We start from the raw sequence: 25,124 nt of genomic DNA on the forward strand, positions 1-25,124 counted from the left end.
AGGAACACCCGATGAAGAAGACCCCCCTGGCCGTGCTCGCCCTCGGTGGTGCGCTGACCCTCGCGCTCGCCGGGTGCGGCACCACGCAGACGCCGTCCGCCTCGGACGCCGCAGCGCCCGTCTCGACCAGCGAGGGCTGCGCGGACGACGCGACCTCGACCTCGACCGGTGCCGTCTCGGTGACGGACGACCTGGGCCGCACGGTCGAGCTCGACCGGCCGGCCGAGCGCATCGCGGTGCTGGAGTGGCAGCAGATCGAGGACGCGCTGACGCTGTGTGTGGCCCCGGTCGCCGTCGCCGACGCCGAGGGCTACTCCACGTGGGTGTCGGCGGAGAAGCTGCCGGACGACGTGGTGGATGTGGGCACGCGGCAGGAGCCGAACCTGGAGACCCTGTTCGGCACCGACCCCGACCTGGTGATCGTCGAGGTGCGCGGGACGGACGACCCGATCGTGGCCCAGCTCGAGGAGTACGACGTGCCGGTGCTCGCGACGGTGGGCGCCGATGCGAAGGACCCCATCGCGAAGATGCTGAACACGCTCGACCTGATCGCGCAGGTCACGGGTCGTGAGGAGCGCGCCGACGACGTGACCGCGGAGTTCCAGCAGCACCTCGACGACGCGAAGGCCGAGCTGGCGGACCGCGAGCTCGCGACACGCGACTTCGTGTTCTTCGACGGCTGGGTCGACGGCGGCAACGTCGCCCTGCGGCCGTTCGGCCAGGGCTCGCTCGTCGGCGAGGTCGGCGAGCAGCTCGGACTCGTGAACGCCTGGACCGGGACGGTCGACCCGGTGTACAGCCTGGGGCAGACCGACGTGGAGGGCATGACCACGGTCGGCGACGCCAACCTGTTCTACACCGGTACGGAAGACCCCGACTCGGAGAACATCATGGACGCCCTCGCCGACAACCCGGCCTGGACCTCGCTGCCCGCCGTGGCCGACGGCCGCCTGACCGCGTTCCCCGCGGGCATCTGGACGTTCGGCGGCCCCCGCTCGACCGCGCAGATCGTCGACGGCTTCGTCGAGGTGCTCTCGAAGTGACCGAGACCCTCCGCCTCGACGACACGACGGATCCCGCGGCGCCGGAGCGTCGCGCGACCGCCGTCTCCGTCGAGGCGGAGGGCCGCGGGCCGAAGGCCCTCCTGAAGGGGGTCGGGGTGCTCGTCCTGCTCGCGGTGCTGCTGGTCGCGGTCGCCGGCTGGCATCTCACGCAGGGCACGAGCGGGGCCGTGCTGCCCCCGGCCGACGTGCTGTGGGGCTCGCGGATCCCGCGCCTGGCCGCGGGCGTCGCGGTCGGGGTCGCCCTGGGCGTGGCGGGGATCCTGCTGCAGTCGCTCGCCCGCAACGCGCTCGCCTCGCCCGACACGCTGGGGGTGACCGCGGGAGCGTACCTGGCGGTCACGGCGCTCGCCGCGTTCGGGATCGCCGTGCCCGTGTGGGCGTCCGGGGCGGTGGCGTTCGCGGGCGGGCTCGTGGCGGCCGGGATCGTGCTCGGGCTCGCGGGCGGTGCCGGATCGTCCACCACGCGCCTCATCCTCGCCGGCACGGCCCTGGCGCTGGCCTTCCAGGCGGGCACCTCGACCCTGCTGATCCTGTTCGACGAGGAGACCACCGGGCTGCTCGCGTGGGGGAGCGGGAGCCTGTCGCAGCTCGGGCTGACCGCGTTCCTCCAGGCGGCCCCGGTCGTGGTGGTCGTCACCGTGCTGGCCCTGGTGCTCGCCCGACGCCTCGACATCCTGGCGCTCGGCGACGACACGGCCTCGTCGCTCGGGGTGCCGATCCGTTCCACGCGGGCGATCGGGATCCTCCTCGCGGTCACGCTGACGGCCGTGTCGGTCACGCTCGCGGGACCGATGGGCTTCGTCGGACTGTGCGCGCCGGTGCTCGCGCGGCTGCTGTCCCGCGTGGTGCCCAGCCTGAACCGGCACCTGCTGCTGATCCCGGCCGCGGGGCTGCTCGGCGCGATCGTGGTGATCCTGGCCGACGCCCTGCTGCGGGCGCTGATCGGCGCCGAGGCCGCGATCCTCATCCCGACGGGGGTCGCGACGACGCTGCTGGGCGCGATCGTGCTGGTGCTCATGGCCCGACGGCTGCGCGACGCCGGCCCCACCCGCGAGCCGCCGCGCGTGCGCTTCGGTGTGCGCAGCCGCGTGCGCTTCCGCGTGACCCTGGTGGTCGTGGCGCTCGGGGTGGCCGGGGTGCTGCTGCTCGGGCTGCTCGCCGGTCACACGTGGCTGCTGACGGGCGACATCGCCCTGTGGCTGCAGGGGCAGGCGGCCCCGCCGATCGCGTTCGCGCTGGACGAGCGGGCCCCGCGGGTCGTGGCCGCGGTCGTGGCGGGAGGCGCGCTCGCCCTCTCCGGCACGCTGATCCAGGGGGTGAGCCGCAACCCGCTCGCCGACCCCAGCATCCTCGGGGTCACCGGTGGCGGCGGGCTGGGGGCCGTGCTGGTGATCACGAGCGCGGCGTCGTCGACGGGCGGCATGATCGCGGGTGCCGTGACGGGCTCGCTGCTCGCGTTCGCCCTGGTCTACCTCCTGTCGTGGCGAGGAGGTCTGAGCGCGGACCGGTTCCTGCTCGTGGGTATCGGGGTGTCGTACCTCACGGTCTCGCTCACGACGTTCTTCCTGCTGCGGTCGAACCCGTGGGACACCCCGCGGATCTACACGTGGCTGTCCGGCACGACGTACGGTCGCGCGTGGGAGCAGATCCTCCCGCTGGTGATCGTGCTGGTCATCGCACTGCCGTTCGTGGTGTCGAGCCGCCGCGAGCTCGACGTCCTGTCGCTCGACGAGGACACGCCGCGGCTGGTGGGCATCCGGCTGGAGCCGGTGCGCCTGCTGCTGCTCGCGGTGGCGGCCGTGCTCGCCGCGCTGAGCGTCACGGCGATCGGGGTGATCGGCTTCGTGGGGCTCGTGGCGCCGCACGCCGCCCGGGCGCTGGTGGGGGCGCGGCATGCGCGGGTGATCCCGGTCGCCGTGCTGCTGGGCGGGCTGCTGGTCGCGGTGGCCGACACGATCGGTCGCACGGTCATCGCGCCCGCGCAGCTGCCGGCCGGCCTGGTGGTCGCGCTGGTCGGCGCCCCGTACTTCGTCTGGCTGCTCTGGCGCTCGCGCGACGCCTGACCCCGCTCCCCGGCCCGCCCTGTCCGTTCGTCCCGTGGCGGGATCGAAAACGCACCCCCGGGGGCGTCCGGAGGTGCGTTTTCGATCCCCGAGCCGGGGTGGGTGGGGAGAGCGGGGAGGGGGGGGTTACTTCGCGAGGAAGTCCTTCAGGGCGGCGTTGACCTCGTCGGCGTGGGTCCAGAGCAGGCCGTGCGGCGCGCCCTCGACCTCGATGTACGTCGCCTCGGGGACGGCCTGGTGGAAGCGGCGGGCGGTCGCGTCGATCGGCAGGATGTTGTCTTTCGTGCCGTGCAGGATGAGCGTGGGCTTGCCGGCCGCGCGCACGGCCTCGACGTCGCCGCGGAAGTCCTCGATCCACGTCGGCACGACCGCGTAGGCGGCGACCGGGGCGCTGGTGACCGAGAGGTTCCAGTTGGCGTCGACGACCTGCTGGCTGATGCGGGTGCCGAGGTTCTCGTCGAGGTTGTAGAAGTTCTTGTAGAACTCGGTGAACCAGGCGTAGCGGTCGCCCTTGGCGGCGGCCTCGATCCCGTCGAACACGTCCTGCGGCACGCCCTCGGGGTTGTCGTCGCGCTGCACGAGGAACGGCTCGAGCGAGGCGAGGAAGGCGAGCTTGGCGACGCGCTCGTGCCCGTAGCGGCCGACGTAGCGGGCGAGCTCGCCGGTGCCCATCGAGAAGCCGACGAGCACGACGTCGCGCAGGTCGAGGGTCTCGAGCACGGTGTTGAGGTCGGCGGCGAAGGTGTCGTAGTCGTAGCCGCTGCCCACCTTGGAGGACTGGCCGAAGCCGCGGCGGTCGTACGTGATCACGCGGTAGCCCTGGGCGAGCAGCTCACGCGTCTGGCGCTCCCAGCTGTGCCCGTTGAGCGGGTAGCCGTGGATCAGCACGACGGGCTGCCCGGATCCCTGGTCCTCGTAGTACAGCTCGATCGGGGTGCTGTTCTCGTTCCCGACGGTGATGTAGCCCATGATCCTGGTCCTTTCGGTTCCGGTGAGAACGATCGTTCTCGCTCGATGTGTCCAATCTAGAGAACGAGCGTTCTCATGTCAAGTAGACTTCTGCACATGACCGAAGACGACGCTCGCGAGCGCATCCTCTCCGCCGCGGAGGAGCTCTACTACCGCAAGGGATACGCGGCCGTCGGCATGGACGAGCTGCGCACGGCTGCCGGCGTGTCGCTGCGTCGCCTCTACTCGCTCTTCCCCGCCAAGACCGATATCGTCTCGGCGGTCCTCGCCCGCAGGCACACCGAATGGGAGTCCGGTCTCTCCGCCGCTGTCGCCGCCGCGGGCGACGGGCCCCGCGCGCGGCTGCTCGCCGTCTACGGCTACCTGGAGGACTGGTTCTGCAGCGACGGCTTCCGCGGCTGCGCGTTCATCAACGCTTTCGGCGAGCTCGGCGGGACGAACCCCGAGGTCGCCTCCATCGTCCGCGCGCACAAGGCCTCGTTCCAGGAGTACATGGCCGCGCTGGTCGCGGACACCGGTGCCCCGGCCGCGTTGGCCGCCCAGCTCTCGATCCTCGCCGAGGGGGCGCAGAGCACCGCGGCGATCTCGGCCGACCCGCAGGCGGCGGTGCACGCGCGCCGGGCAGCCGAGGTGCTCATCGACGCGGCGTTCGCCACCGCCTGAGCTTCGGCACCTCTCGTCAGGTGTCGTCGTCGGCCGCCCGCCGAGCCGCCGTATCCCAGGCCTCGCGCACGCCCCGCAGGTGCTGCTCCGGCTGGAACGGGTGCGACGCCGTCACGGTGCGCAGCGAGCGCTCGACCACGATCCCGGGGTGGTGCACGAGCTCGCGCAGCATCGCCGCCATGCCCTTCGCATCGGGTGAGCCGCACAGGATCCCCGCCTCGGCCAGGCCCTCCCGCAGCCGAGGGTCGACGTACAGCACGCTCCGCGCCGCCCGGAACGCCTCCGCGACCACGACCGGCTGCGGGTCGAGCCCGAACGACGTGACGGCCAGCAGGTGCGAGTCACGCAGAAGGGGCTGGATGCTCTCCGGCTCGACGCGACCGAGGAACTGGATGCTGCTCCCGCCGTCTGGCGCCGCGGTCCCCGCGACCTCGCGCGCCTCGGCGTACAGCGGCCCGTCTCCCGCGATCCGCGCCACGAGCGACCCCGGCGGCAGGTCCTCCCCGGCCCGTCGCACCGCGCGCACGAACTCCAGGATCCCCGACTCGAGGGTGAGCCGGCCCACCCACAGCACCTGCAGCGGCAGCTCGACCGCCTGGAGCGGCACCCCGGGGATCGCGCGCGGTGGCATCGGGTTCGGCACCACCTCCACCTCCGGCAGCCCGGCGATCCGCAGCGCCTCGGCCTGATGCGCCGAGGGCGAGATCACGGCGTCAGCCTCCAGCGCGGCGTCGAGCGTGACGCTGCGCACCGCGGCATCGATCGCGCGCGGGGTGTCGGCGAGGGCGGTGCGAGGAGGGCGTCCGCGCAGCACGCGGGCCAGTCCGCGGACGGCCGCCGCCGCGACCCGGTCGAATCGTCGCAGGTCCGGTCCCTGCCAGAAGAAGGTGTGCACCGTGTGGACGACGGGGATGCCCTGCTCCTGGGCCACCCGGATCGCCGCGGCGGTGAGGCCGAACTCCGAGTGCACGTGCACCACGTCGATCGACCGCTCCCGGAACAGGCGCCGCAGCCGCGCTCGCAGGGCACGACTGTTGCGGATCGCCGGCATCTCGACGCCGGGGATGACCCACGCGGCGGCCATCAGGATCGGTGCCTCCCCCGGCGGCACGGGGCGCGGCGCGCTCCCCGGCTGCGCGGCGCCGATGACCACCACCTCGTCGCCCGCGGAGCGTAGCAGCTCCGCCTCGCGCAGGACGACGGCCTGCGCATCTCCGATGCGGTCGAGTGCGTAGTCGCAGACGAGTGCGATCCTCACGGCGGTCACCCCCAGGTCGTGCGGAACAGAGTGCTGTCAAACGTAACATCTTACCCGCCGGGTGAATGACGCGGGGTGGCACAAGTCTCTTACCTGGTTAGCGATCGGGGGAGGGGCTGTCAAGGGCACTGCGGCGGAGGTGCCGTCACCCTAGAGTCGCGGCATGGAGACTTCGACGAAAGGCATCCTCCGCCAGAGCCTGGTGATCGCGGCGGCCGTGTTCATGCTGATCGCCGCCGCCATCGGTGCCGGCGCGTTCGGCGGCACCTCGGTCGACGAACTGCAGAACGGCGCGCTGTCCGCTCAGGGCTCGTATCTCGCGCCCGCCGGACCGGCGTTCTCGATCTGGTCGCTCATCTACCTCGGCCTGCTCGCCTACACGGCGTGGCAGGCCCTTCCCGCCCGACGCCAGGACCCCCGGCAGGAGGCCGTCGGCGGCTGGATCGCCCTGTCGATGGTGCTCAACGGCCTGTGGCTCGTGACCGCCCGCTACCTCACGCTGTGGCTCACGGTGCTCGTGATCGCGCTGCTGCTCGCCGTGCTCGCGCGTGTGATCGTGCTGCTGGGACGATTCCCCGCCCGCAGCGCCGTCGACCGCGTGCTCACCGACGGCGCCAACGGGCTCCACTTCGGCTGGGTCACGATCGCCACCGTCGCCAACACCGCCGCCTGGCTCACGCAGACCGTCCCGGAGAGCGCGGAGCAGCAGGCGGAGGTGTGGGCCATCGCGGTGCTCGCCGTGGTGCTGCTCATCGGTGCCGCGAGCGCGTGGTTCACCGGGCGTCTCGCGCCCGCCCTCGCCACCGCGTGGGGGCTCGCCTGGCTCGCGGTCGGTCGTCTGACCGGCGAGCCGCAGAGCACGCCGACCGCCATCGCCGCGATCGTGGTGGCCGCGGTCCTGGTGCTCGTCGGGGTCGTGGCCGTCGTGCGCCGGCGTCGAGCGACCCCGCCGACCCTCGCGCCTCAGAGCACCAGCCGGTAGCCCATGCCCGCCTCGGTCAGCAGGTGCACGGGCGAGGAGGGCTCGCTCTCGAGCTTCTTGCGCAACTGCGACATGTACAGGCGCAAATAGCCGGAGTCGGACACCTGCGCGCTGCCCCAGATCTCCTTCAGCAGATCCTGCCGGGTGACCAGCGCCCCCGGGTGCCGTGCCAGGTGCTCCAGCATGCGCCACTCGGTCGGCGTCAGGTGCACGCGGGTACCGGAGCGGGTGACCGTCTTGGTCGCCAGATCCACCACCACGTCGCCGAAGGCCACGACCGACTCGCCGTTGGCGGCCACCGCGCGGCGGGAGAGCGCCCGCAGTCGCGCCAGCAGCTCGTCCACCTGGAACGGCTTGGTGACGAAGTCGTCGGCCCCGGCGTCGAGCGCCTCGACCTTGTCGGCGGAACCCGTGCGACCGGAGACGACGATGATCGGCACGGTCGTCCACCCCCGCAGCGCCTGGATCACCTCGATGCCGTCGAGCCGCGGCATCCCGAGGTCGAGCATAATGAGGTCGGGGTGCGACTGCGCCGCGGCGGCGATCGCGGCGGCGCCGTCCGCGGCGACGACCACCTCGTAGCCGTGCGCGGCGAGCGTGATGCGCAGCGCCCGCACCATCTGGGGGTCGTCGTCGGCGATGAGGAGCTTCACTCCGTGTCCTCCGTGTCGGCAGGCCCTGCGGCGAGCGGCAGGGAGATGACCATCGTGAGTCCGCCACCCGGCGTGTCCTCGGGTGTCAGGGTACCGCCCATGCCCTCGGTGAACCCGCGCGACAGCGCGAGCCCGAGGCCGAGGCCGGTCGTGTTGTCGGTGTCGCCGAAGCGCTGGAACGGCTGGAAGATGCGGTCGCGGCGCTCGGGCGCCACACCCGCGCCCCGGTCGACGATGCGGATCTCCGCGCGCTCACCCAGACGGCTGGTGGTGACCAGCACCCGGCTGCCCTCGGGGGCGTGACGGTGGGCGTTCGCGATCACGTTCACCAGCACGCGCTGCAGCAGCACCGGGTCGGCGAACAGCGCGGGCAGGGCGGGGTCGAGCGCGAGGTCGACCTCGGACGGCCCGAGACCGAGCTCGTCGACCGCCGCGAGCACGGGACCGGCCGCGTCCACGCGCGAGGCCGAGACCGCGAGCACGCCCGCCTCCACCCGGCTCACGTCGAGCAGGTCGGTCACCAGGGTCGACAGGGTCGCGAGGCTCTCGTCGGCGGTGGCGAGGAGCTCCGCGCGGTCGGTCGCCGACAGGCCCTGCGCGGCCCGGAGACCGCCGATCGCCGCGACCGCCGACGCCAGGGGCCGGCGCAGGTCGTGGCTCACCGCCGAGAGCAGGGCGCTGCGCACCTGGTCGGTCTCGGCCAGCGCCTCCGCCTCGCGCGCGGTCGCCCGCAGGTCGGTGTGCTCGATCGCCGCGGCGAGCTGCGCCACGATCGCGTCGAGCAGCCGGCGCTCCGGCCCCGCGAGGGGCTCGCCGTTCAGCTCCAGCAGGGCGCGGGGCCCGCCGCCGGCCGCACCCACGGGGATGGTCGTGGCGCGGCCGTCCGGCACCGGCTCGCCGTCGCTCGCGAGCACCTGCCCGTCGGGCGTGAGCAGCCGGACGCCGCTGAGCCCGAAGGCCTCCCGTGTGCGGCTCACGAGCGCCAGCACGGCGTTGTCGCCGCGGAGCACGTTGCCCGCGACCGCCGCCAGCAGCTCCGCCTCGGCCGTCGCGCGCTGCGCCGTCCTCGCCCGGCGGGCGGCCTGATCCACGATGATGCTCACCAGGATCGCGATGACCACGTAGAGCGAGAGCGCGAGGGCGTGCAGCGGATGCGCGATCGTGATCGTGAACAGCGGCGCCACGAAGAGGAAGTCAAGCGTGATGCCCGACAGCACGGCGGCGAACACCGCGGGCCGGATGCCGCCGATCAGCGCCACCACGACCACGAGCAGCTGATACGCGAGCACCTCGGCGGTGATCGACTCCGGGCTGCGGAAGGTGAACATGAGCCACGACAGCAGGGGGCCGAACACGAGCGCGACGCCGAAACCGAGCGCCTGGCGCCGCCACCCCAGCGCCCCGCCGGTGATGCGGGGCAGCGCGAGTCGCCCGCCCGCGGCCGCGTGGGTCACGATGTGCACGTCGATGTCGCCCGACCGCCGGATCACCTCGGAGCCGATGCCCGGTCCGGTCAGCGCGGCCGTCAGGCGGCCGCGGCGGCTCACGCCGATCACGAGCTGCGTGGCGTCTGCACCCTGCGCGAACTCCACGAGCGTGCCGGGGATGTCGTCGCCGACCACCTGGTGGTACGTGCCGCCGAGGGACTCCACGAGCGCGCGCTGTGCAGCCAGGGCGCCCGGGGTCTCGCCGCGCAGGCCGTCCTGGGCGGTCACGTGCACCGCGAGCAGCTCGCCCCCGGCCGACCGTGCGGCGATGCGGGCTCCGCGGCGCAGCAGCGTCTCGCCCTCCGGGCCCCCCGTCAGCGCGACGACCACCCGCTCGCGCGCCTGCCAGGAGCCCTCGATGCCCTGCTCGGCGCGGTAGCTGCGCAGCGCGCTGTCGACCTCGTCGGCGAGCCACAGCAGTGCGAGTTCGCGCAGCGCGGTGAGGTTGCCCAGACGGAAGTAGTTCGACAGTGCCGCATCGATCCGCTCCGCGGGATACACCAGGCCCGCCGACAGCCGGTCGCGCAGGGTCTGCGGGGCGAGGTCGACCACCTCGACCTCGTCGGCTGCACGCACCACGGCATCCGGGATGGTCTCCTGCTGCGCGATGCCGGTGATCTTCTCCACCACGGCGTTCAGCGATTCGATGTGCTGCACGTTGACGGTGGTCACCACGTCGATGCCCGCCCGCAGCAGCTCCTCCACGTCCTGCCAGCGCTTCGGGTGGCGCGAGCCGGGGATGTTCGTGTGCGCGAGCTCGTCGACCAGGGCGATCTCCGGTGCGCGGTCGAGCACGGCGTCCAGGTCGAGCTCGGTCAGCACCACCCCGCGGTGCTCGTCCACGCGTCGCGGAACCTCGGGGAGCCCGGCGGTGAGGGCCGCGGTGGCCGCCCGGCCGTGGGTCTCCACGACCGCGATCACCACGTCGCGGCCCTCGTCGAACAGGCGCCGCCCCTCCGCGAGCATCTCGAACGTCTTGCCCACCCCGGGGGCGGCGCCCAGGAGCACGCGCAGGCGCCCCCGGCGCTGGTGCTCCGGCGGGCGATCCGTGCGCGCTGCGCTCATTCACCCTCCCGGTCGTCCAGTGCGAGGTTGAGTTCGGCGACGTTGATCCGCTCCTCGCCGAGGAACCCCAGGTCCCGCCCTTGAATCCTAGACTCCACGAGCGCACGCACCTCGTCCTCGGGCAGGTCGCGCGCGGCGGCCACCCGCGGCACCTGCAGCAGGGCATAGGCGACGCTGATGTGCGGGTCGAGACCGGAGCCGGAGGCGGTCACGGCGTCGGCGGGCACCAGGGACGGGTCGACACCCTCGCGCTCCGCGACCTCGGCCGTGCGCTCGGCGATCGTCGCGACCAGGTCGGGGTTCTCCGGTCCGAGGTTGCTGCCGCCCGAGGCGGTGCCGTCGTAGCCGTCGCCCGCCGCGGACGGGCGCGACTGGAAGTACTGCGGCAGGGCCTCGCCGCCGGCGTCGGTGAAGGACTGTCCGATCAGGGCGCTGCCGCGGTCGTCGGGCAGCATCGAGCCGTTCGCCTGCGCGGGGAGCAGCAGCTGGCCGATGCCGGTGACGAGCAGGGTGTAGCCGAGGCCGAGGACGAGGGTGAGCACGAGCATCGCGCGGACGGCGACCCCGGCGGTGCGCATCGTGGTGCGGGTGGTGGAGGACATGGTGTGCCTTTCGCGCGGGGGTCAGAAGCCGGGGAGGAGGCTCACGACGAGGTCGATGAGCTTGATGCCGAGGAACGGGGCGATCACGCCGCCGAGGCCGTAGACGAGCAGGTTGCGCTGCAGGATCTGCGAGGCGCTCGCGGGGCGGTATGCCACCCCGCGCAGGGCGAGCGGGATGAGGAAGACGATCACGATCGCGTTGAAGATGATCGCGCTCGTGACCGCAGACGCGGGCGAGTGCAGCTGCATGATGTTGAGCGCCGCGAGCCCCGGGAACACTCCCATGAACATCGCCGGGATGATCGCGAAGTACTTGGCGATGTCGTTCGCGAGCGAGAACGTGGTCAGCGCGCCGCGCGTGATGAGGAGCTGCTTGCCGATGCGCACGATGTCGATGAGCTTGGTCGGGTCGGAGTCCAGGTCGACCATGTTCCCCGCCTCCTTCGCCGCCGACGTGCCCGTGTTCATCGCCACGCCCACGTCGGCCTGTGCCAGCGCGGGGGCGTCGTTGGTGCCGTCGCCGGTCATCGCGACCAGCCGCCCGCCCTGCTGCTCGCGGCGGATGAGATCGAGCTTGTCCTCGGGGGTGGCCTCGGCGAGGAAGTCGTCGACCCCGGCCTCCGCGGCGATGGCCTGCGCGGTGAGCGGGTTGTCTCCGGTGATCATGACCGTGCGGATGCCCATGCTGCGCAGCTCGTCGAAGCGCTCGCGCAGGCCGTCCTTCACGATGTCCTTGAGGTGCACGACGCCCAGCACACGCCCGTCCTCGCCGGTGGCGCGCACCGCCACGACCAGGGGTGTGCCGCCGCTGCTCGCGACACCGTCGGTGAGGGAGGTCAGCTCGGCGTCGGTCCCGCGGCTCAGCCAGGCCGACACCGCGGAGCCGGCCCCCTTGCGGATCTCGGTGCCGTCGGCGAGGTCGAGTCCGCTCATGCGGGTCTGCGCGGTGAACGGCACGACCACGGCGTCCTCCGGCGCCTCCACCCGGAGGCCGCGCGCGGTGGCCAGTTCGACGATCGAGGCGCCCTCGGGCGTGGGGTCGGCCAGGGACGACAGGGCGGCGACCCGCAGCAGCTCCTCCGCGTCGACGCCCGTCAGCGGCAGCACCTCGTGCGCGCGCCGGTTGCCGTACGTGATCGTGCCCGTCTTGTCGAGCAGCAGCGTGGTCACGTCTCCCGCGGCCTCGACCGCGCGGCCCGACATCGCCAGCACGTTGCGCTGCACGAGGCGGTCCATCCCGGCGATGCCGATGGCCGACAGCAGCGCGCCGATCGTGGTCGGGATGAGGCAGACGAGCAGAGCGATCAGCACCGGGATGCTCACCGGGGAGGCGGCGTAGGAGGCGATCGGGTTCAGCGCCAGCACCACCACGACGAATACGATCGACAGGCTCGCGAGCAGGATGTTCAACGCGATCTCGTTCGGGGTGCGCTGACGGCTCGCGCCCTCGACCAGCGCGATCATGCGGTCGACGAAGGTCTCGCCGGGCTTCGACGTGATGCGCACCACGATGCGGTCGGACAGCACCCGGGTGCCGCCCGTGACGGCGCTGCGGTCGCCGCCGGACTCGCGGATGACCGGGGCGCTCTCGCCCGTGATCGCCGACTCGTCGACGGTCGCGATCCCCGCCACGATGTCGCCGTCGCCCGGGATCAGCTCGCCCGCGGTCACGATCACGACGTCGTCGCGCTGCAGCTCCGCCGACGACACCTCCACGGTCTCGGCGCGCTCGGCCGCAGGATCCGCCGCGGGATCGTGGCGCACCACGCGGCGGGCCATCGTGCTGGTGCGGGTCTTGCGCAGGCTCGCGGCCTGCGCCTTGCCCCGGCCCTCCGCGACCGACTCGGCCACGTTCGCGAACAGCACCGTGAGCCACAGCCACACCGCGATGCCCCACGTGAACGCGAGGGGAACGGGCGAGCCACCGGAGTCGGCCGGTCCGCCCAGGAAGGGCTCCGCGATCGCGAGCACGGTCGTGAAGGCCGCACCCACCCAGACGAGCAGCATCACGGGGTTGCGCACGAGCGTGGCGGGGTTGAGCTTGCGGACGGCGCCGGGCAGCGCCTGCACGAGCTGCGACCAGCCGAACGACCGCGGTGTCGCAGCGGGGGCGGGGGCCGTGGCGCTCTCGGGCGCGGACGGCGTGGTGAGGAGGGTCATGTCAGAGTCCTTCGGCGAGCGGTCCCAGTGCGAGCACGGGGAAGTAGGTGAGGGCGGTGACCACGACGGTCACCGTGAGGAGCAGGCCGACGAACTGCGGCCGGTGGGTGGGCAGGGTCCCGGTCGTGGCGGGGATGCGCTCCTGCGCCGCGAACGACCCGGCGAGCGCGAGCACCAGCACGATCGGCAGGAAGCGGCCGAGCAGCATCGCCACGCCCAGGGCCGTGTTGAACCACGGGGTGTTCGCGGTGAGCCCGGCGAAGGCGGAGCCGTTGTTGTTCGCGGCCGAGGTGAAGGCGTACAGCACCTCGCTCATGCCGTGCACGCCCGGGTTGAGGATGCTCGTGGACTCCACGTCGTCCCGGATGCCGGGGATCGCGAAGCTCAGGGCCGTGCCGCCGAGGACGAGCGCCGGGACCACGAGGATGTACAGGCTCGCGAGCGTCATCTCCCGCGGGCCGATGCGCTTGCCGAGCCACTCCGGCGTGCGGCCGACGAGCAGCCCGCCCACGAAGACGGCCACGATCGCGAGCACCAGCATGCCGTACAGCCCCGAGCCCACCCCGCCGGGGGCGACCTCGCCGAGCATCATGTTCAGCATCGGCATCATGCCGCCGAGCGCCGTGTACGAGTCGTGCATCGAGTTGACGGCGCCCGTCGAGGTGAGCGTGCTGGCACTGCCGAACAGCGTCGAACCGAGGATCCCGAAGCGCTGCTCCTTGCCCTCCATCGCGGCTCCCGCGAGCTCGGGTGCGGCGCCCCGGCCGGCGAGCTCCAGTGCCGAGAGGGCGACCGTCGAGGCGAGGAAGATCGTGCCCATCACGGCGACGATCGCGTAGCCCTGGCGGTGGTCGCCCACCAGGCGGCCGTAGGTGCGCGGCAGCGCGAACGGGATCACCAGGATCAGCAGCACCTCGATCAGGTTCGTCCACCCGGTGGGGTTCTCGAACGGGTGGGCGGAGTTCGCGTTGAAGAAGCCGCCGCCGTTCGTGCCGAGCAGCTTGATGGCCTCCTGCGACGCGACGGGTCCGCCGGGGATCGTCTGCGCGCCCCCGGACACCGTGGTCACGTCGGTGAAGCCCGCGAAGTTCTGGATCACGCCGCCGACCAGCAGGGCGACCGCGCCGATCAGGGCGAGCGGCAGCAGCAGCCGCCCGAGCCCGCGGGTCAGGTCGACCCAGAAGTTGCCGATCGTCGCGGAGCCGCGGCGGGACAGACCCCGCACCAGCGCGATCGCGACCGTGAGGCCGACCGCCGCCGACACGAAGTTCTGTACCGTGAGGCCGGCCAGCTGCACGGTGTAGCCCATGGTCTGCTCGGGCGAGTACGACTGCCAGTTCGTGTTCGCGACGAACGACGCGGCCGTGTTGAACGCGAGGCCCTCGGGCACGGCGGGGAGCCCGAGCGACTCCGGCAGGAACGCCTGCAGCCGCTGCAGCGCGTAGACGAGCACGAGGCCCACGAGCGAGAACAGCAGCACGCTCCGGGCGTACGCGCGCCAGGTCTGCTCCGAGCGCGGGTCGACCCCGATCACGCGGTACAGTCCGCGCTCCACCCGCAGGTCCTTCGCGGAGGTGTAGACGTGGGCGATGTAGTCGCCGAGGGGGCGGTAGAGCAGCACGAGCACGACCACGACGGCCGCGACCTGGAGCACCCCGAACAGGATCGTCGCGTCCATCAGAACCGCTCCGGGGCGACCAGGGCGACGACGAGGTACACGATCGCGGCGACGGCCAGCACCGCGGCGATGATCTCGAACACGATCATGCGCGGTCCACCGCCTTCGCGACGAGGGACACGAGGGCGAACAGCGCGAGGGTCAGCGCGAGGTAGATGATGTCGAGCACGACCCCGATCCAACTCCCGGGCGTCGCCGCCTCCGTCGATCCTCACGGTTCCCCTACGCCACGTCCGGCGATGCATGCGGCTTTCTCACGGTCGGCCCTATGCTCGCGAGGTGGGGACGCGCGGACACCGGATCAGGCCAGGGGCCGTGCTGGTGCTCGCCCTCGTCGCGGTCGCGGCGGTCTGCGTCGTCACCGGGTTCCTGCCGAGCGACGACGCCGAGGCGCTCGGGCTGCGGACCGCTCCGGTGCTGGGCTTCGTCGTTGCGATCACGATCGTCGCGGAGCTCGCGCGGGATGCGGCGGTGTTCGACGTGGTCTCGCAGCGGCTCGCCCGGTGGGGTCGGGGCAGGGTGGCGCTGCTGTGGCTGCTGGTGATCGCGCTCGCCGTGGTGAGCACGGTCTTCCTGTCGCTCGACACGACGGCGGTGATCGTCACGCCCGTGGTGGTGGTGCTCGCGCAGAGCATCGGTGTCCCGCCGATCCCGTTCGCGCTGGCGACCGTCTGGCTCGCGAACACGGCCTCGCTGGCCCTCCCGGTGTCGAACCTCACGAACCTGCTCGCGGCGCGTCAGATCGGCGACGGGCCCGCCGCGTTCGTCGCGCTGAGCTGGGCGCCGACCCTCGTCGGCATCCTCGTCCCCGTGCTGCTGCTCACCCTCGTGCACCGGCGCACCGTGTTCTCGCGCTACCGCACGCCCCCGCCCCGGCGCCCCGCCGATCCGGTGCTGTTCTGGACCGCGACGGGCGTGCTCGTGGTGCTCATGCCCGCGCTCGCCCTGAGCCACGACGTGTGGATCCCGGCGACGGTCGCCGCGGTCGCGCTCGTGGCGGTGTTCGCGGTGCGGCGGCGCAGGGCTCTGCGGTGGGGGCTGGTGCCGTGGCAGGCGGTCGCGCTGGCCGCCGCGCTGTTCGTGCTGGTGGAGACGCTGCACGCGCGGGGAGCGCTCGACGTGCTCACCGCGCCGATCGCGGGCGACGGGTTCGGTGACCTCCTGCGGCTCGCGGCGCTCGGTGCCGTGAGCGCCAACGCCATCAACAACCTCCCCGCCTACCTCGTGCTCGAGCCCGCGGCGAGCGACCCCGTCGCGCTCATGGCGCTGCTGATCGGCGTGAACCTCGGCCCGCTGATCACGCCGTGGGCCTCGCTCGCGACGCTGCTGTGGCACCACCGCATCACCGCGCTCGGCGTGGAGATCCGCTGGAGCCGCTTCATGCTGTGGGGGACGGTGGCGGCGGTGCCCACGGTGATCGCCGCGGTCGCCGTGCTGGCCCTCGTCGCCGGCTAGTGCCGGGGGTCAGCTCCCTACCGGCCACTCCTCGGCGAGCAGACCGTAGTTCATGCCGTCGAGCCACTCGCCCGAGCGGTGCAGGGCGGTCTTGCGGCTGTGCTCCTCCCGGCGCATGCCGAGCCGCTCCATGAGCCGCCAGGAGGGCTCGTTGTCGGCGAAGCAGCCGGCGTGCACGCGGCGCAGGCCGAGCGGGCCGAAGCACACCTCGATCGCCGCCCGCACCGCCTCGGTCGCATAGCCGCGGCCTGTGGAGGCGGGGTCGAGCACCCAGCCGAGCTCGGCCTCCACGCCCTTCGCGCGCTCGGCGACCTCGAGCTGCGCCCAGGCGTCCTCGATGCGGATCATGAGGTCGCCGATGGGGGTGGGGGCGTCACCCTCGTGCTCGGGCAGGCGCTCGATCAGGTACAGCGACGCCAGTCGGGCGGGCTCGAGGTGGCGCTCGCGGAACGCCTCGATCGTGTCGGGCGCGAGGCCCAGCCAGCGGTTCACCTCGGGCAGGCGTCGCCACCCCCACATCGCGTCGAGATCGTCGGGTGTGCACGGACGCAGCTGCAGCCGGGGGGTGCGGACGGGCCAGGGAACGCCTTCGGTCATGCCCTCAGCCTAGGGTGGGCTCCGCGCCGCGCGACCCCGGACTGCCGGGTGCGTACGGCGAGGGCCGCGCAGGCGATCACGGCCAGTCCTCCCGCGACCGTGGGCCAGCCGATCTGCTCGTGCAGCAGCAGCCCCGCCCACGCGATACCCATCACCGGCTGCACGAGCTGGATCTGGCTCACCTGCGCCATCGGCCCGATCGCGAGTCCGCGGTACCAGGCGAAGAAGCCGAGGAACATGCTGACCGCGGCGAGATAGGCGAACGCGAGCCACTGCACGGGTGTCGCGGCGGGCGGCTGCGCGACCGCGGCGACGACAGCGAGCGCGGCCATCAGGGGAGCGGCGAGCACGAGCGCCCAGGAGATCGTCTGCCACGACCCGAGCTCGCGCGCGAGCAGGCCGCCCTCCGCGTAGCCGACGGCCGCGGCGAGCACGGCCCCGAAGAGCAGCAGGTCGGCGACGTGGAGGGTGCCGAGTCCCCCGCCCTGTGCCACGGCGAACACGACGGCACACGCGGCGCCGGCGGCCGCGAAGACCCAGAACGACCGCGCCGGCCTCTGTCCCGTGCGCACCACGACGGCGACGGCGGTGGCGGCGGGGAGCAGGCCGATCACGACCGCGGCGTGACTTCCGGGCGTCGTGGTGAGGGCGAAGGAGGTGAGGATCGGGAAGCCGACGACCACGCCGCCTGCGACGACCGCGAGGCGTGCCCACTGTCGGGCCGTGGGTGTGCGGGACCGCGCGAGAGTGAGCACGCCCGCGGCGAGGACGGCCGCGACCACGGCGCGCGCCGACCCGATGAACAGGGGGGAGAGTCCGGCGACCGCGACGCGGGTGAAGGGCAGCGTGAAGGAGAAGGCGATCACGCCCAGGAGCCCCCAGGCGGCACCTGCGTATCCGGATAGCACTGTCGGACGAAGGACAGTAGCGCTACTCTGTTCTTTCATGGGTCAGGATAGCACCGAGCGCATCGTCCGCGGACTGCGTGCCTGGGTGGCGTCGGCCGCACCCGGTGCCCGGCTCCCGTCCAGTCGCGCGCTCGTCGCCGAGTACGGGGCGAGCCCGGTCACGGTGCAGCGCGCCGTGCAGCAGCTCGCGCGCAGCGGTCTGATCGACACGCGGCCGGGGGTCGGCACGTTCGTCCGGGCCGCGCGGCCGGCCAGAGCGCTGGACCACAGCTGGCAGACCGCCGCGCTCGGCCCCGCCCCCATGCGCTCCTCTGGCCTCTCCGCGACGCAGCGCACCGCCGCCCCGGACGTCATCGGCCTGCACTCGGGCTATCCCTCGCCCGAGCTGCTGCCGGAGCGCCTGGTCCGGCAAGCGCTCGTCCGGGCGTCGCGCACCCCCGCCGCGGTGACGCGCTCCCCGGCCGCCGGTCTCCCCGAGCTCCAGGCATGGTTCGCCGCGGAGCTGGCGGCGACCGTCCCCTCCGGCATCGCGGCGCCGTCGCCCAGGGACGCGCTGGTCGTGGCCGGCAGCCAGAGCGGTCTCAGCTCGATCTTCCGGGCCGTCGTGGGGACCGGGCGGCCGCTGCTCATCGAGTCGCCCACGTATTGGGGTGCGCTGCTCGCGGCGGAGCAGGCGGGGGTCGCACTGGTGCCGATCTCTTCCGGACCCGCCGGCCCCGACCCGGACGAGGTGGAGCGGGCGTTCGCGCGGACGGGAGCGCGGGCGTTCTACGCCCAGCCGACGTTCGCGAATCCGAGCGGCGCACGCTGGTCCGTGGCGACGGGGGAGGCGGTGCTCGAGATCGTGCGGCGGCACGGGGCGTTCCTCATCGAGGACGACTGGGCGCACGACCTCGGCATCGACGCCGACGCGCATCCCCTCGCCGCGGCCGACGACGACGGACACGTGGTGTACGTGCGCTCGCTCACCAAGAGCGTCTCGCCCGCGCTGCGCGTGGCGGCGGTGATCGCCCGCGGCCCGGCGCGCGAGCGGATCCTCGTGGACCGGGCTGCCGAGGGCATGTACGTGAGCGGGCTGCTGCAGGCCGCGGCGCTCGACGTGGTGACGCAGCCGGCCTGGCGCACGCACCTGCGCGGATTCCGCGAACAGCTGCGCACGCGCCGTGACCTGCTGGTGTCGAGCCTCGCAGCGCACGCGCCCGGGGTGACGGTGGAGAACGTGCCGGCGGGCGGCCTGAACCTGTGGGCGCGGCTGCCGGAGGGGACGGACGTCGGCCGGGTCGTGCGGGAGTGCGAGCTCCGCGGGCTGCTCATCGCCCCGGGCGGAGAGTGGTTCCCGGCGGAGCCCGCTGGCGCGTACGTGCGACTCACCTACGCGAACGCCGATCCCTCCCGGTACGCCGAGGCCGCGGGCATCCTCGGCGCCGTCGTCGACCGGTCCTGATTCCTCACTTCCGCGGCCAGAGCTTCTTTCGCAGCGCGGGGAACAGCAGGGCGACCGCGACGAGCAGGGAGATCGCGACGTTGAGCAGGAAGATCGGATTCTCCCCGGAGAGGAACTCGTAGACCACCGCGTTCCCGGCGGCGCTGATCACGGCGAGAGCCAGCACGAGATACATCGTTCTTCTCCCCTGGGTAGTGCGCGCGCTCATCTCACCCTCCAGACTACCTCATATGACGACAGTATGATCCGAAATGACTGCCATGGAGCATGGCAGGTGCGGCCTCGACCCGGCGGTCTCGGCTGAGCCGGCGCGCGCGGAACCCGCCGGACTCAGTCCGTCGAGGGGGGACCGGCGGGGCGGTGGGCGCGTCGGCCCGACACCACGACCGGGCGGCCGGCGCGCTCCTGGCCGGGCAGCGGGCGGGAGCGGCGACCGTAGATGAGCTCGGACGAGTCGAGCAGCCACGGCACCAGGGTGATCGAGACGCCGTGCACCAGCATGAGCTGGTTCGCGAGTCGACGTGCCCGCCGGTTGTGCAGGAACGACTCCCACCAGTGGCCCACGATGTACTGCGGCAGATACACGGTCACGACCGAGGAGCCGTGCTTCTCGCGGTACTGGCGGATGAACTGCGTCACCGGCTGCGCGAACGAGCGGTACGGCGACTCGACGATCACGAGGGGCACCGGCACGAGGTGCTCCGCCCACTCGCGCTGGAGCGTCGCCGCGTCGTCTGCCGACACGGCCACGTGCACCGCGAGCGTCTTGTCGTGCTTGGCGGCGATCGCGTAGTCGATGGCCTTCATGACCGGCTTCTGCAGGTGGTTCACGAGCACGATCGCCACGTCGCCCGACGCCCCGAAGCGGGTGGTGTCGTCGATCGCGATCTCGTGCTCCACGTCGCGGTAGTACCGCTTCACGCCGATCATGAGGAACGCGAGCACCGGGATCGCGAAGAACACCAGGTAGGCGCCGTGCGTGAACTTGGTGATGGTCACGATGACCAGCACCAGCACCGTGAGGGTCGCCCCGGCCGAGTTGATCAGCAGGCCCACCTTCGCCGAGCGGCGGTCGGTCGCCGCCGCGCCGTCTCGCGGTCCCGCAGCCGGTTCTCGCAGCACGCGCCGCCAGTGGCGCACCATGCCGATCTGCCCGAGCGAGAACGACACGAACACCCCGATGATGTACAGCTGGATCAGTGTCGTCAGCCGGGCCTGGAACACCACCAGCACCGCGATCGCCGCGATGCCGAGCAGGATCATGCCGTTCGAGAACACCAGGCGGTCGCCGCGGGTGTTGAGCGACTTGGGGGCGTAGCCGTCGCGCGCGAGCACCGCGCCCAGCAGCGGGAAGCCGTTGAAGGCCGTGTTCGCCGCGAGCAGCAGCACGCACGCGGTCGCGGCCTGCACGATGAAGAAGGGGATGCTGCCGCCGCCGAACGTCGCGGCCGCGATCTGCGCCATCAGGCTCGGCTGCGGCGTGGTGCAGTCGAAGCCGATCAGGTCGCACGGGTTCTCGGCGTAGTGCACGCCCGTGATGAGCGCGAGGGCGGTGAGGCCGGAGAACAGGCAGATCGCGATGGTGCCCATGAGCACGAGCGTGGACTGGGCGTTGCGTACCTTCGGCGCCCGGAACGCGGGCACGCCGTTCGACACGGCCTCGACACCGGTGAGCGCGGAGCATCCGCTCGAGAACGCGCGCAGGATGAGGAGGATGACGGCCGCCTGGCTCAGGCTCTCCGCCTGCACGCTGAAGTCCGCGCTGGACGCGACGGGGGCGTCGCCGAAGACCGTGCGGATCAGGCCCGTGACGATCATGATGCCGACCGAGCCGATGAACACGTACGTCGGGATCGCGAACACCAGCGACGCCTCGCGCACGCCGCGCAGGTTCACGATGATGATGAGGATCACGAAGCCCACCGCGAGTTCGACGCGGAAGGGGTCGAGCCCCGGCACGGCCGAGATGATGTTGTCCACGCCCGAGGCGACCGACACCGCGACGGTCAGCACGTAGTCGACCAGGAGTGCCGCCGCCACGATCACGCCGGGGATCTCGCCGAGGTTCTTCGACGCGACCTCGTAGTCGCCGCCGCCCGAGGGGTAGGCCTTGATGAGCTGACGGTAGCTGAGCACCACCACGAGCAGCAGCACCACGACGGCGATCGCGACGAGCGGCGTGAACGACAGGAACGTGAGCCCGCCGATCAGCAGGATCATCACGAGCTCCTGCGGCGCATAGGCCACCGAGCTCAGTGCGTCGGAGGCGAAGATCGGCAGCGCCATGCGCTTGGGGAGCAGCTGCTCGTCGACCTGCTCGCTCGTCAGCGGGTCGCCGATGAGGATGCGCTTCGCTCGCGGCGGCGCGTCCACGCCGAGTCGGGTTTCTTCTGACACGTCCGGCGACACTACGCCCGCGCGCGGCGCCCTCACAAGATCCTTACGGAATCCCTACGGTCGCATTCCGCACCCTGACGGAATCCTTACGGGCACCGCGTAGCCTTGTTCTCCATGGGGGAGCAGGTCGTTCTGGGTGTCATCGCGATCGCGATCGGAATGGCCGTCGGCATCGTGCTGTTCGTGCCGTTCGTCGCGATCAGCTACCGCCGCCGCGGGAGGCTCAGCTTCGGGCGGACGATGCTGTGGCTCGCCGCCCTGATCTACTTCTGGGCGATCTGGACGTACACGCTGCTGCCTCTGCCCGACCCCGACGCGATCCGCTGCGTCGGCGCGATCATCGACCCGATGTCGGTCGTGCACGATCTGCAGCGCGCGTTCGCGTCTCCCCAGCCGTTGCGTCACCCGGCGTTCCTGCAGCTCGCCTTCAACGTGCTGCTGTTCCTCCCGCTCGGGGCGTTCGTGCGGGTGCTGGCCGGCCGCGGGGTCGTGGTCGCCCTGCTCGCCGGTCTCGGGCTCTCGCTGCTGGTCGAGACCACGCAGCTGACCGGCGTGTGGGGACTGTACCCGTGCGCGTACCGGTTCTTCGACGTCGGCGACCTGATGACCAACACGATCGGCGCGGTCGTGGGCTGCACGCTCGCACTCGTCGTGCCGCGCGCCCTGCGCGGCTCGCGCGCCGCCGCGGATGCGGATCAGCCGCGCCCGGTCACGCGCGGACGCCGGGCCCTGGCGATGCTGTGCGACGGTCTGGCGTACTTCTTCGTGAGCGCTGTCGTCGCCGTGACCGTGCAGCTCTGGCTCGCGTACGTCGTGGACGACCGGGCGGCGGTGCTCGACGGCGCTGCGTCGGAGCTGGTGAGCACGGTGGCCGCCTCGGGCCTGTGGCTCGTTCTGATCCTCGTCACCGGTCGCTCGGTCGGCGATGTCGCGGTGCAGCTGCGCTACACCGGCTCGCGCCTGCCGATGATGCTCGCGCGCCTGCTGCGGTGGGCGGGCGGCATCGGCGGCATCGGCGCGCTCGCCCTGCTCGGCTTCCCGTTCGACCTGATCTCTTCGGTGCTCTACCCGGTGGCGGTCGTGCTGCTGTTCACCACGCGTCGCGGCCGCGGGCTCCCCGGGCTCCTCTCCGGGCAGGACGTGGAGGACGCGCGGGAGCGGGAGGCGTCGGCGCCCGTCGCGTCGGCCTGACCGGTCGCCCTGCCCGGCTGATCGTCCGTGCCAGGGAGGCCGGGCTCGGTCGGGACGCGCCGGATGCTCCCGCGTGACCGTGATAATCCACAGCGCTTTCCGATCACGGATCGATAACGTCGATCCCATGAGCGTGATCCCGGTCGACGAAGCCATGATCAGCGAGGCCAAGGAGCTGCGCGATCAGCTGCAGCGCTTCCTGCGCGAGTACGAGTTCGGCATGCGGGAGGTGGAGACGAAGATCTCGATCCTGCGCGACGAGTTCACGCACGACCACGCCTACAACCCGATCGAGCACGTGAAGAGCCGCCTGAAGTCGCCGGACAGCATCGTGGAGAAGCTCGCGCGCAAGGGGATCGACGAGCCCGACTTCGAGCGCATCCGCACCGAGATCACCGACATCGCCGGGGTGCGGGTCACGTGCAGTTTCGTCGCCGACGTGTACCGGCTGTTCGACCTGCTCACCGCGCAGGACGACGTGACCGTGCGCACCGTGAAGGACTACATCGCGCAGCCGAAGGCCAACGGCTACAAGAGCCTGCACGCGATCATCGAGGTGCCCGTGTTCCTGTCGACCGGCGCGCTCTCGGTGCCGGTGGAGGTGCAGTTCCGCACGATCGCGATGGACTTCTGGGCGAGCCTGGAGCACAAGATCTACTACAAGTTCTCCAACCAGGTGCCCTCGCACCTCGTGCAGAGCCTGACCGATGCGGCGGATGCGGCCGCCGAGCTCGACAGCCGCATGGAGCGCCTGCACCGCGAGGCGCACGGCGTCCCGCGCCGGCAGCTCGCCCCGCCGCCCCCGCCGGCTCCGCGCATCGTGGGCGTGTGACCCGGGCCACCCGTCGCGCCGTTCCGCGGGTCGTGGGAGCATGACGGCGATGACCTCCGCCGCCTCGCCCGCCCGCACGTCGCCCGCGACGGACGACCGTCCGCACACCGACCCGGCGCTCCTGCCCGACCTCGACGAGGGTCCGCGCTGCGAGTGTCCGCACACCGGGTCCGACACCCCTCACACCGCCGTCGACACCGGTCGCGACGCCCCGGTGCCGTGCGGCAGGGCGGCCGCGTGGCGGGTGACGACCGAGTGCGTCTGCGGTGGCGGCCACCCGCGCCGCGTGGAGCTGCTGTGCACGCGGTGCCTCAACAACCGCAGCAGCCAGCTCGGCCGCGAGCGCGTCACGGTGCGCGGGATCTGATCCGCGGCCACTGATCCGCGTCGCCGCTCCGGAGCCACCCAGCTCGGGTGTCGCCCCGCTACGCGCCCAGGAACTCGCGCGCGGCGGCCGACATGGCCGTGACCCCGACCTCGATCGTGGGGTGGATCTCGGGGGCGAAGAACGGAGAGTGGTTGGTGGGGATGTCCTGCTCCAGGCGGCCGGCGGCGAGGGCCTCGGCGAACCGTGCGGGATCCACGCCACCCCAGAACCAGAACACGAGCGGCACGCCCGCGTCCCGCGCGAACCAGGAGACGTCCTCGCTGCCGGTGAACATGCCGGGGTCGATCACGGCGGTCTCGCCGAGCGCACGCTGGAGTGCCGTCGTGACGCGCTCGGTCGCCTCCTCGTCGTTGATCGTGGCGGGCAGGGTGTGGTCGGTGCGGATCTCGGGCTCCCGCTCGGCGCCGGATGCGGTGGCTTCGGCGCGCACGATGCGCTCCACGCTCGCGAGCACCTTCTCGCGCACCTGGTCGTTCGGGTAGCGGAGGCTGAGCTCGAGCTTCGCCTCGGCCGGGATGATGTTGTTCTTGAGGCCGGCGTGGATCGATCCGACCGTGACCACGGCCACCCCCTGCGGGTCGATCTCGCGCGACACGATGGTCTGCAAGCGCATCACCGTGGCGGCCGCCATCACGACGGGGTCGATCGTGGCGTGCGGCCGGGAGCCGTGGCCGCCGCGGCCGTGGAGGGTGACGGTGAGGCCGTCCGACGCGGCCATCTGCGTGCCGCTGCGCACCCCGATCACGCCCGCGGGGAGCGGGGTCACGTGCTGGCCGAGCACCACGTCGGGCTTCGGGTACCGGGCGAGCAGGCCGTCGTCGAGCATGGCCCTGGCGCCGGCACCGTATTCCTCCGCGGGCTGGATGAGCACCACGAGCGTGCCCGACCAGTCCTCGCGCTCCGCCACGAGCTTCTCGACCGCGCCGATCATCGCGGTCACGTGCATGTCGTGGCCGCACGCGTGCATGACGGGCACGGTGGTGCCGGACGGGTCGACGCCCTTGGCGGTGCTCGCGTACGCGCGGCCGGTCTGCTCCTCCACGGGCAGGGCGTCCATGTCGGCGCGCACCCACACCACGGGGCCGTCGCCGTTGCGCAGCACGCCGACGACGCCGGTCACGCCGACGCCCTCCTCCACGTCGAGCCCGAGGTCACGCAGGTGCTGGGCGGCGATGCCCGCGGTGCGCGTCTCCTGGAACGAGAGCTCGGGGTGCTGATGGAGGTCGATGTAGAGCGCTTCGAGATCGATGGCCATGGGCCGAGCCTAG

The 25,124-nt window shown here is 72.3% G+C and carries 22 protein-coding genes; 9 read left to right on the plus strand and 13 right to left on the minus strand.

The window, feature by feature from the left end; genetic code table 11:
* Positions 1 to 11 precede the first annotated feature (11 nt).
* Both DW297_RS12135 and DW297_RS12140 read left to right on the plus strand, forming a co-directional pair.
* Entirely contained in the window at positions 12 to 1,043 is a 1,032-nt protein-coding gene (locus DW297_RS12135) for an ABC transporter substrate-binding protein (RefSeq protein ID WP_136032720.1), read from the plus strand.
* Positions 1,040 to 3,127, plus strand: a complete 2,088-nt coding sequence (locus DW297_RS12140; protein ID WP_136032721.1) for an iron ABC transporter permease — start codon at positions 1,040 to 1,042, stop codon at positions 3,125 to 3,127. The genes DW297_RS12135 and DW297_RS12140 overlap by 4 nt, the downstream gene beginning before the upstream one ends.
* 126 nt (positions 3,128 to 3,253) lie before the next feature.
* Here the strand turns inward: DW297_RS12140 and DW297_RS12145 are convergent, their stop codons facing one another.
* The gene (locus tag DW297_RS12145) at positions 3,254 to 4,096 is read right to left on the minus strand and encodes an alpha/beta fold hydrolase (RefSeq protein ID WP_136032723.1); all 843 of its coding nucleotides are present in this window, start codon (positions 4,094 to 4,096) and stop codon (positions 3,254 to 3,256) included.
* A 96-nt stretch (positions 4,097 to 4,192) separates the two neighbouring features.
* Here DW297_RS12145 and DW297_RS12150 point away from each other — a divergent pair, with 96 nt between their 5' ends.
* A complete protein-coding gene (locus DW297_RS12150; RefSeq protein WP_136032725.1) occupies positions 4,193 to 4,759 on the plus strand; it encodes a TetR/AcrR family transcriptional regulator in 567 nt (188 codons plus the stop codon).
* Positions 4,760 to 4,775: 16 nt separating this feature from the next.
* Here DW297_RS12150 and DW297_RS12155 read toward each other — a convergent pair whose 3' ends face one another.
* Positions 4,776 to 6,017: a glycosyltransferase family 4 protein gene (locus DW297_RS12155; RefSeq protein WP_136032727.1), complete on the minus strand. Its 1,242-nt coding sequence runs from the start codon at positions 6,015 to 6,017 to the stop codon at positions 4,776 to 4,778.
* A 163-nt stretch (positions 6,018 to 6,180) separates the two neighbouring features.
* On the opposite strand from DW297_RS12155, the gene DW297_RS12160 reads away from it, so the two are divergent.
* The gene (locus tag DW297_RS12160; RefSeq protein WP_136032730.1) at positions 6,181 to 6,999 is read left to right on the plus strand and encodes a tryptophan-rich sensory protein; all 819 of its coding nucleotides are present in this window, start codon (positions 6,181 to 6,183) and stop codon (positions 6,997 to 6,999) included.
* Here DW297_RS12160 and DW297_RS12165 read toward each other — a convergent pair.
* From DW297_RS12165 to DW297_RS12190, 6 genes are read right to left on the minus strand one after another with little or no spacing between them, the layout of a single operon-like run.
* On the minus strand, positions 6,981 to 7,652 hold the full coding sequence (locus DW297_RS12165) for a response regulator (protein ID WP_136032732.1): 672 nt from the start codon (positions 7,650 to 7,652) through the stop codon (positions 6,981 to 6,983). The genes DW297_RS12160 and DW297_RS12165 overlap by 19 nt on opposite strands.
* Complete coding sequence (locus DW297_RS12170) at positions 7,649 to 10,204, minus strand: ATP-binding protein (protein ID WP_136032734.1); 2,556 nt, start codon at positions 10,202 to 10,204, stop codon at positions 7,649 to 7,651. Before DW297_RS12170 ends, DW297_RS12165 begins: the two co-directional genes overlap by 4 nt.
* Entirely contained in the window at positions 10,201 to 10,806 is a 606-nt protein-coding gene (gene kdpC, locus DW297_RS12175; RefSeq protein ID WP_136032736.1) for a potassium-transporting ATPase subunit KdpC, read from the minus strand. Before kdpC ends, DW297_RS12170 begins: the two co-directional genes overlap by 4 nt.
* A 21-nt stretch (positions 10,807 to 10,827) precedes the next feature.
* Positions 10,828 to 12,966 (minus strand): potassium-transporting ATPase subunit KdpB, encoded by a 2,139-nt coding sequence (gene kdpB / locus DW297_RS12180; protein WP_136032739.1) that lies wholly within the window; start codon positions 12,964 to 12,966, stop codon positions 10,828 to 10,830.
* Between the two features lies 1 nt (position 12,967).
* Positions 12,968 to 14,644, minus strand: coding sequence for a potassium-transporting ATPase subunit KdpA (gene kdpA, locus DW297_RS12185; RefSeq protein ID WP_136032741.1), 1,677 nt, complete (start codon positions 14,642 to 14,644; stop codon positions 12,968 to 12,970).
* Positions 14,644 to 14,733, minus strand: a complete 90-nt coding sequence (locus DW297_RS12190) for a potassium-transporting ATPase subunit F (RefSeq protein ID WP_136032743.1) — start codon at positions 14,731 to 14,733, stop codon at positions 14,644 to 14,646. Before DW297_RS12190 ends, kdpA begins: the two co-directional genes overlap by 1 nt.
* A gap of 190 nt (positions 14,734 to 14,923) precedes the next feature.
* Between DW297_RS12190 and DW297_RS12195 the strand changes: the two genes are divergently transcribed.
* Positions 14,924 to 16,099, plus strand: a complete 1,176-nt coding sequence (locus DW297_RS12195; protein ID WP_240744610.1) for an SLC13 family permease — start codon at positions 14,924 to 14,926, stop codon at positions 16,097 to 16,099.
* 9 nt (positions 16,100 to 16,108) lie between these two features.
* Here the strand turns inward: DW297_RS12195 and DW297_RS12200 are convergent, their stop codons facing one another.
* A complete protein-coding gene (locus DW297_RS12200) occupies positions 16,109 to 16,696 on the minus strand; it encodes a GNAT family N-acetyltransferase (protein WP_136032747.1) in 588 nt (195 codons plus the stop codon).
* Positions 16,693 to 17,643 (minus strand): DMT family transporter, encoded by a 951-nt coding sequence (locus DW297_RS12205; protein ID WP_136032748.1) that lies wholly within the window; start codon positions 17,641 to 17,643, stop codon positions 16,693 to 16,695. The genes DW297_RS12200 and DW297_RS12205 overlap by 4 nt, the downstream gene beginning before the upstream one ends.
* On the opposite strand from DW297_RS12205, the gene DW297_RS12210 reads away from it, so the two are divergent.
* Complete coding sequence (locus tag DW297_RS12210) at positions 17,642 to 19,048, plus strand: aminotransferase-like domain-containing protein (RefSeq protein WP_136032750.1); 1,407 nt, start codon at positions 17,642 to 17,644, stop codon at positions 19,046 to 19,048. The genes DW297_RS12205 and DW297_RS12210 overlap by 2 nt on opposite strands.
* Before the next feature lie 4 nt (positions 19,049 to 19,052).
* Here the strand turns inward: DW297_RS12210 and DW297_RS18955 are convergent, their stop codons facing one another.
* Both DW297_RS18955 and DW297_RS12215 read right to left on the minus strand, forming a co-directional pair.
* Entirely contained in the window at positions 19,053 to 19,223 is a 171-nt protein-coding gene (locus DW297_RS18955; protein ID WP_168442854.1) for a hypothetical protein, read from the minus strand.
* A 155-nt stretch (positions 19,224 to 19,378) separates the two neighbouring features.
* Positions 19,379 to 21,334, minus strand: a complete 1,956-nt coding sequence (locus tag DW297_RS12215) for an APC family permease (RefSeq protein ID WP_446724372.1) — start codon at positions 21,332 to 21,334, stop codon at positions 19,379 to 19,381.
* Positions 21,335 to 21,559: 225 nt separating this feature from the next.
* On the opposite strand from DW297_RS12215, the gene DW297_RS12220 reads away from it, so the two are divergent.
* The 3 genes from DW297_RS12220 (at position 21,560) to DW297_RS12230 (ending at position 23,835) form a co-directional block, all read left to right on the plus strand.
* Positions 21,560 to 22,636, plus strand: a complete 1,077-nt coding sequence (locus DW297_RS12220) for a VanZ family protein (RefSeq protein ID WP_136032752.1) — start codon at positions 21,560 to 21,562, stop codon at positions 22,634 to 22,636.
* 127 nt (positions 22,637 to 22,763) lie between these two features.
* Positions 22,764 to 23,468, plus strand: coding sequence for a GTP pyrophosphokinase (locus DW297_RS12225; protein WP_136032755.1), 705 nt, complete (start codon positions 22,764 to 22,766; stop codon positions 23,466 to 23,468).
* A 49-nt stretch (positions 23,469 to 23,517) separates the two neighbouring features.
* Complete coding sequence (locus tag DW297_RS12230; protein ID WP_136032757.1) at positions 23,518 to 23,835, plus strand: hypothetical protein; 318 nt, start codon at positions 23,518 to 23,520, stop codon at positions 23,833 to 23,835.
* Between the two features lie 58 nt (positions 23,836 to 23,893).
* Here DW297_RS12230 and DW297_RS12235 read toward each other — a convergent pair whose 3' ends face one another.
* Positions 23,894 to 25,111, minus strand: coding sequence for an amidohydrolase (locus DW297_RS12235; RefSeq protein ID WP_136032758.1), 1,218 nt, complete (start codon positions 25,109 to 25,111; stop codon positions 23,894 to 23,896).
* Positions 25,112 to 25,124 lie beyond the last annotated feature (13 nt).

The sequence above is a fragment of the Microbacterium sp. PF5 genome, from assembly GCF_004794315.1.
In the GTDB taxonomy this organism is placed as follows: Bacteria; Actinomycetota; Actinomycetes; order Actinomycetales; family Microbacteriaceae; genus Microbacterium; species Microbacterium sufflavum.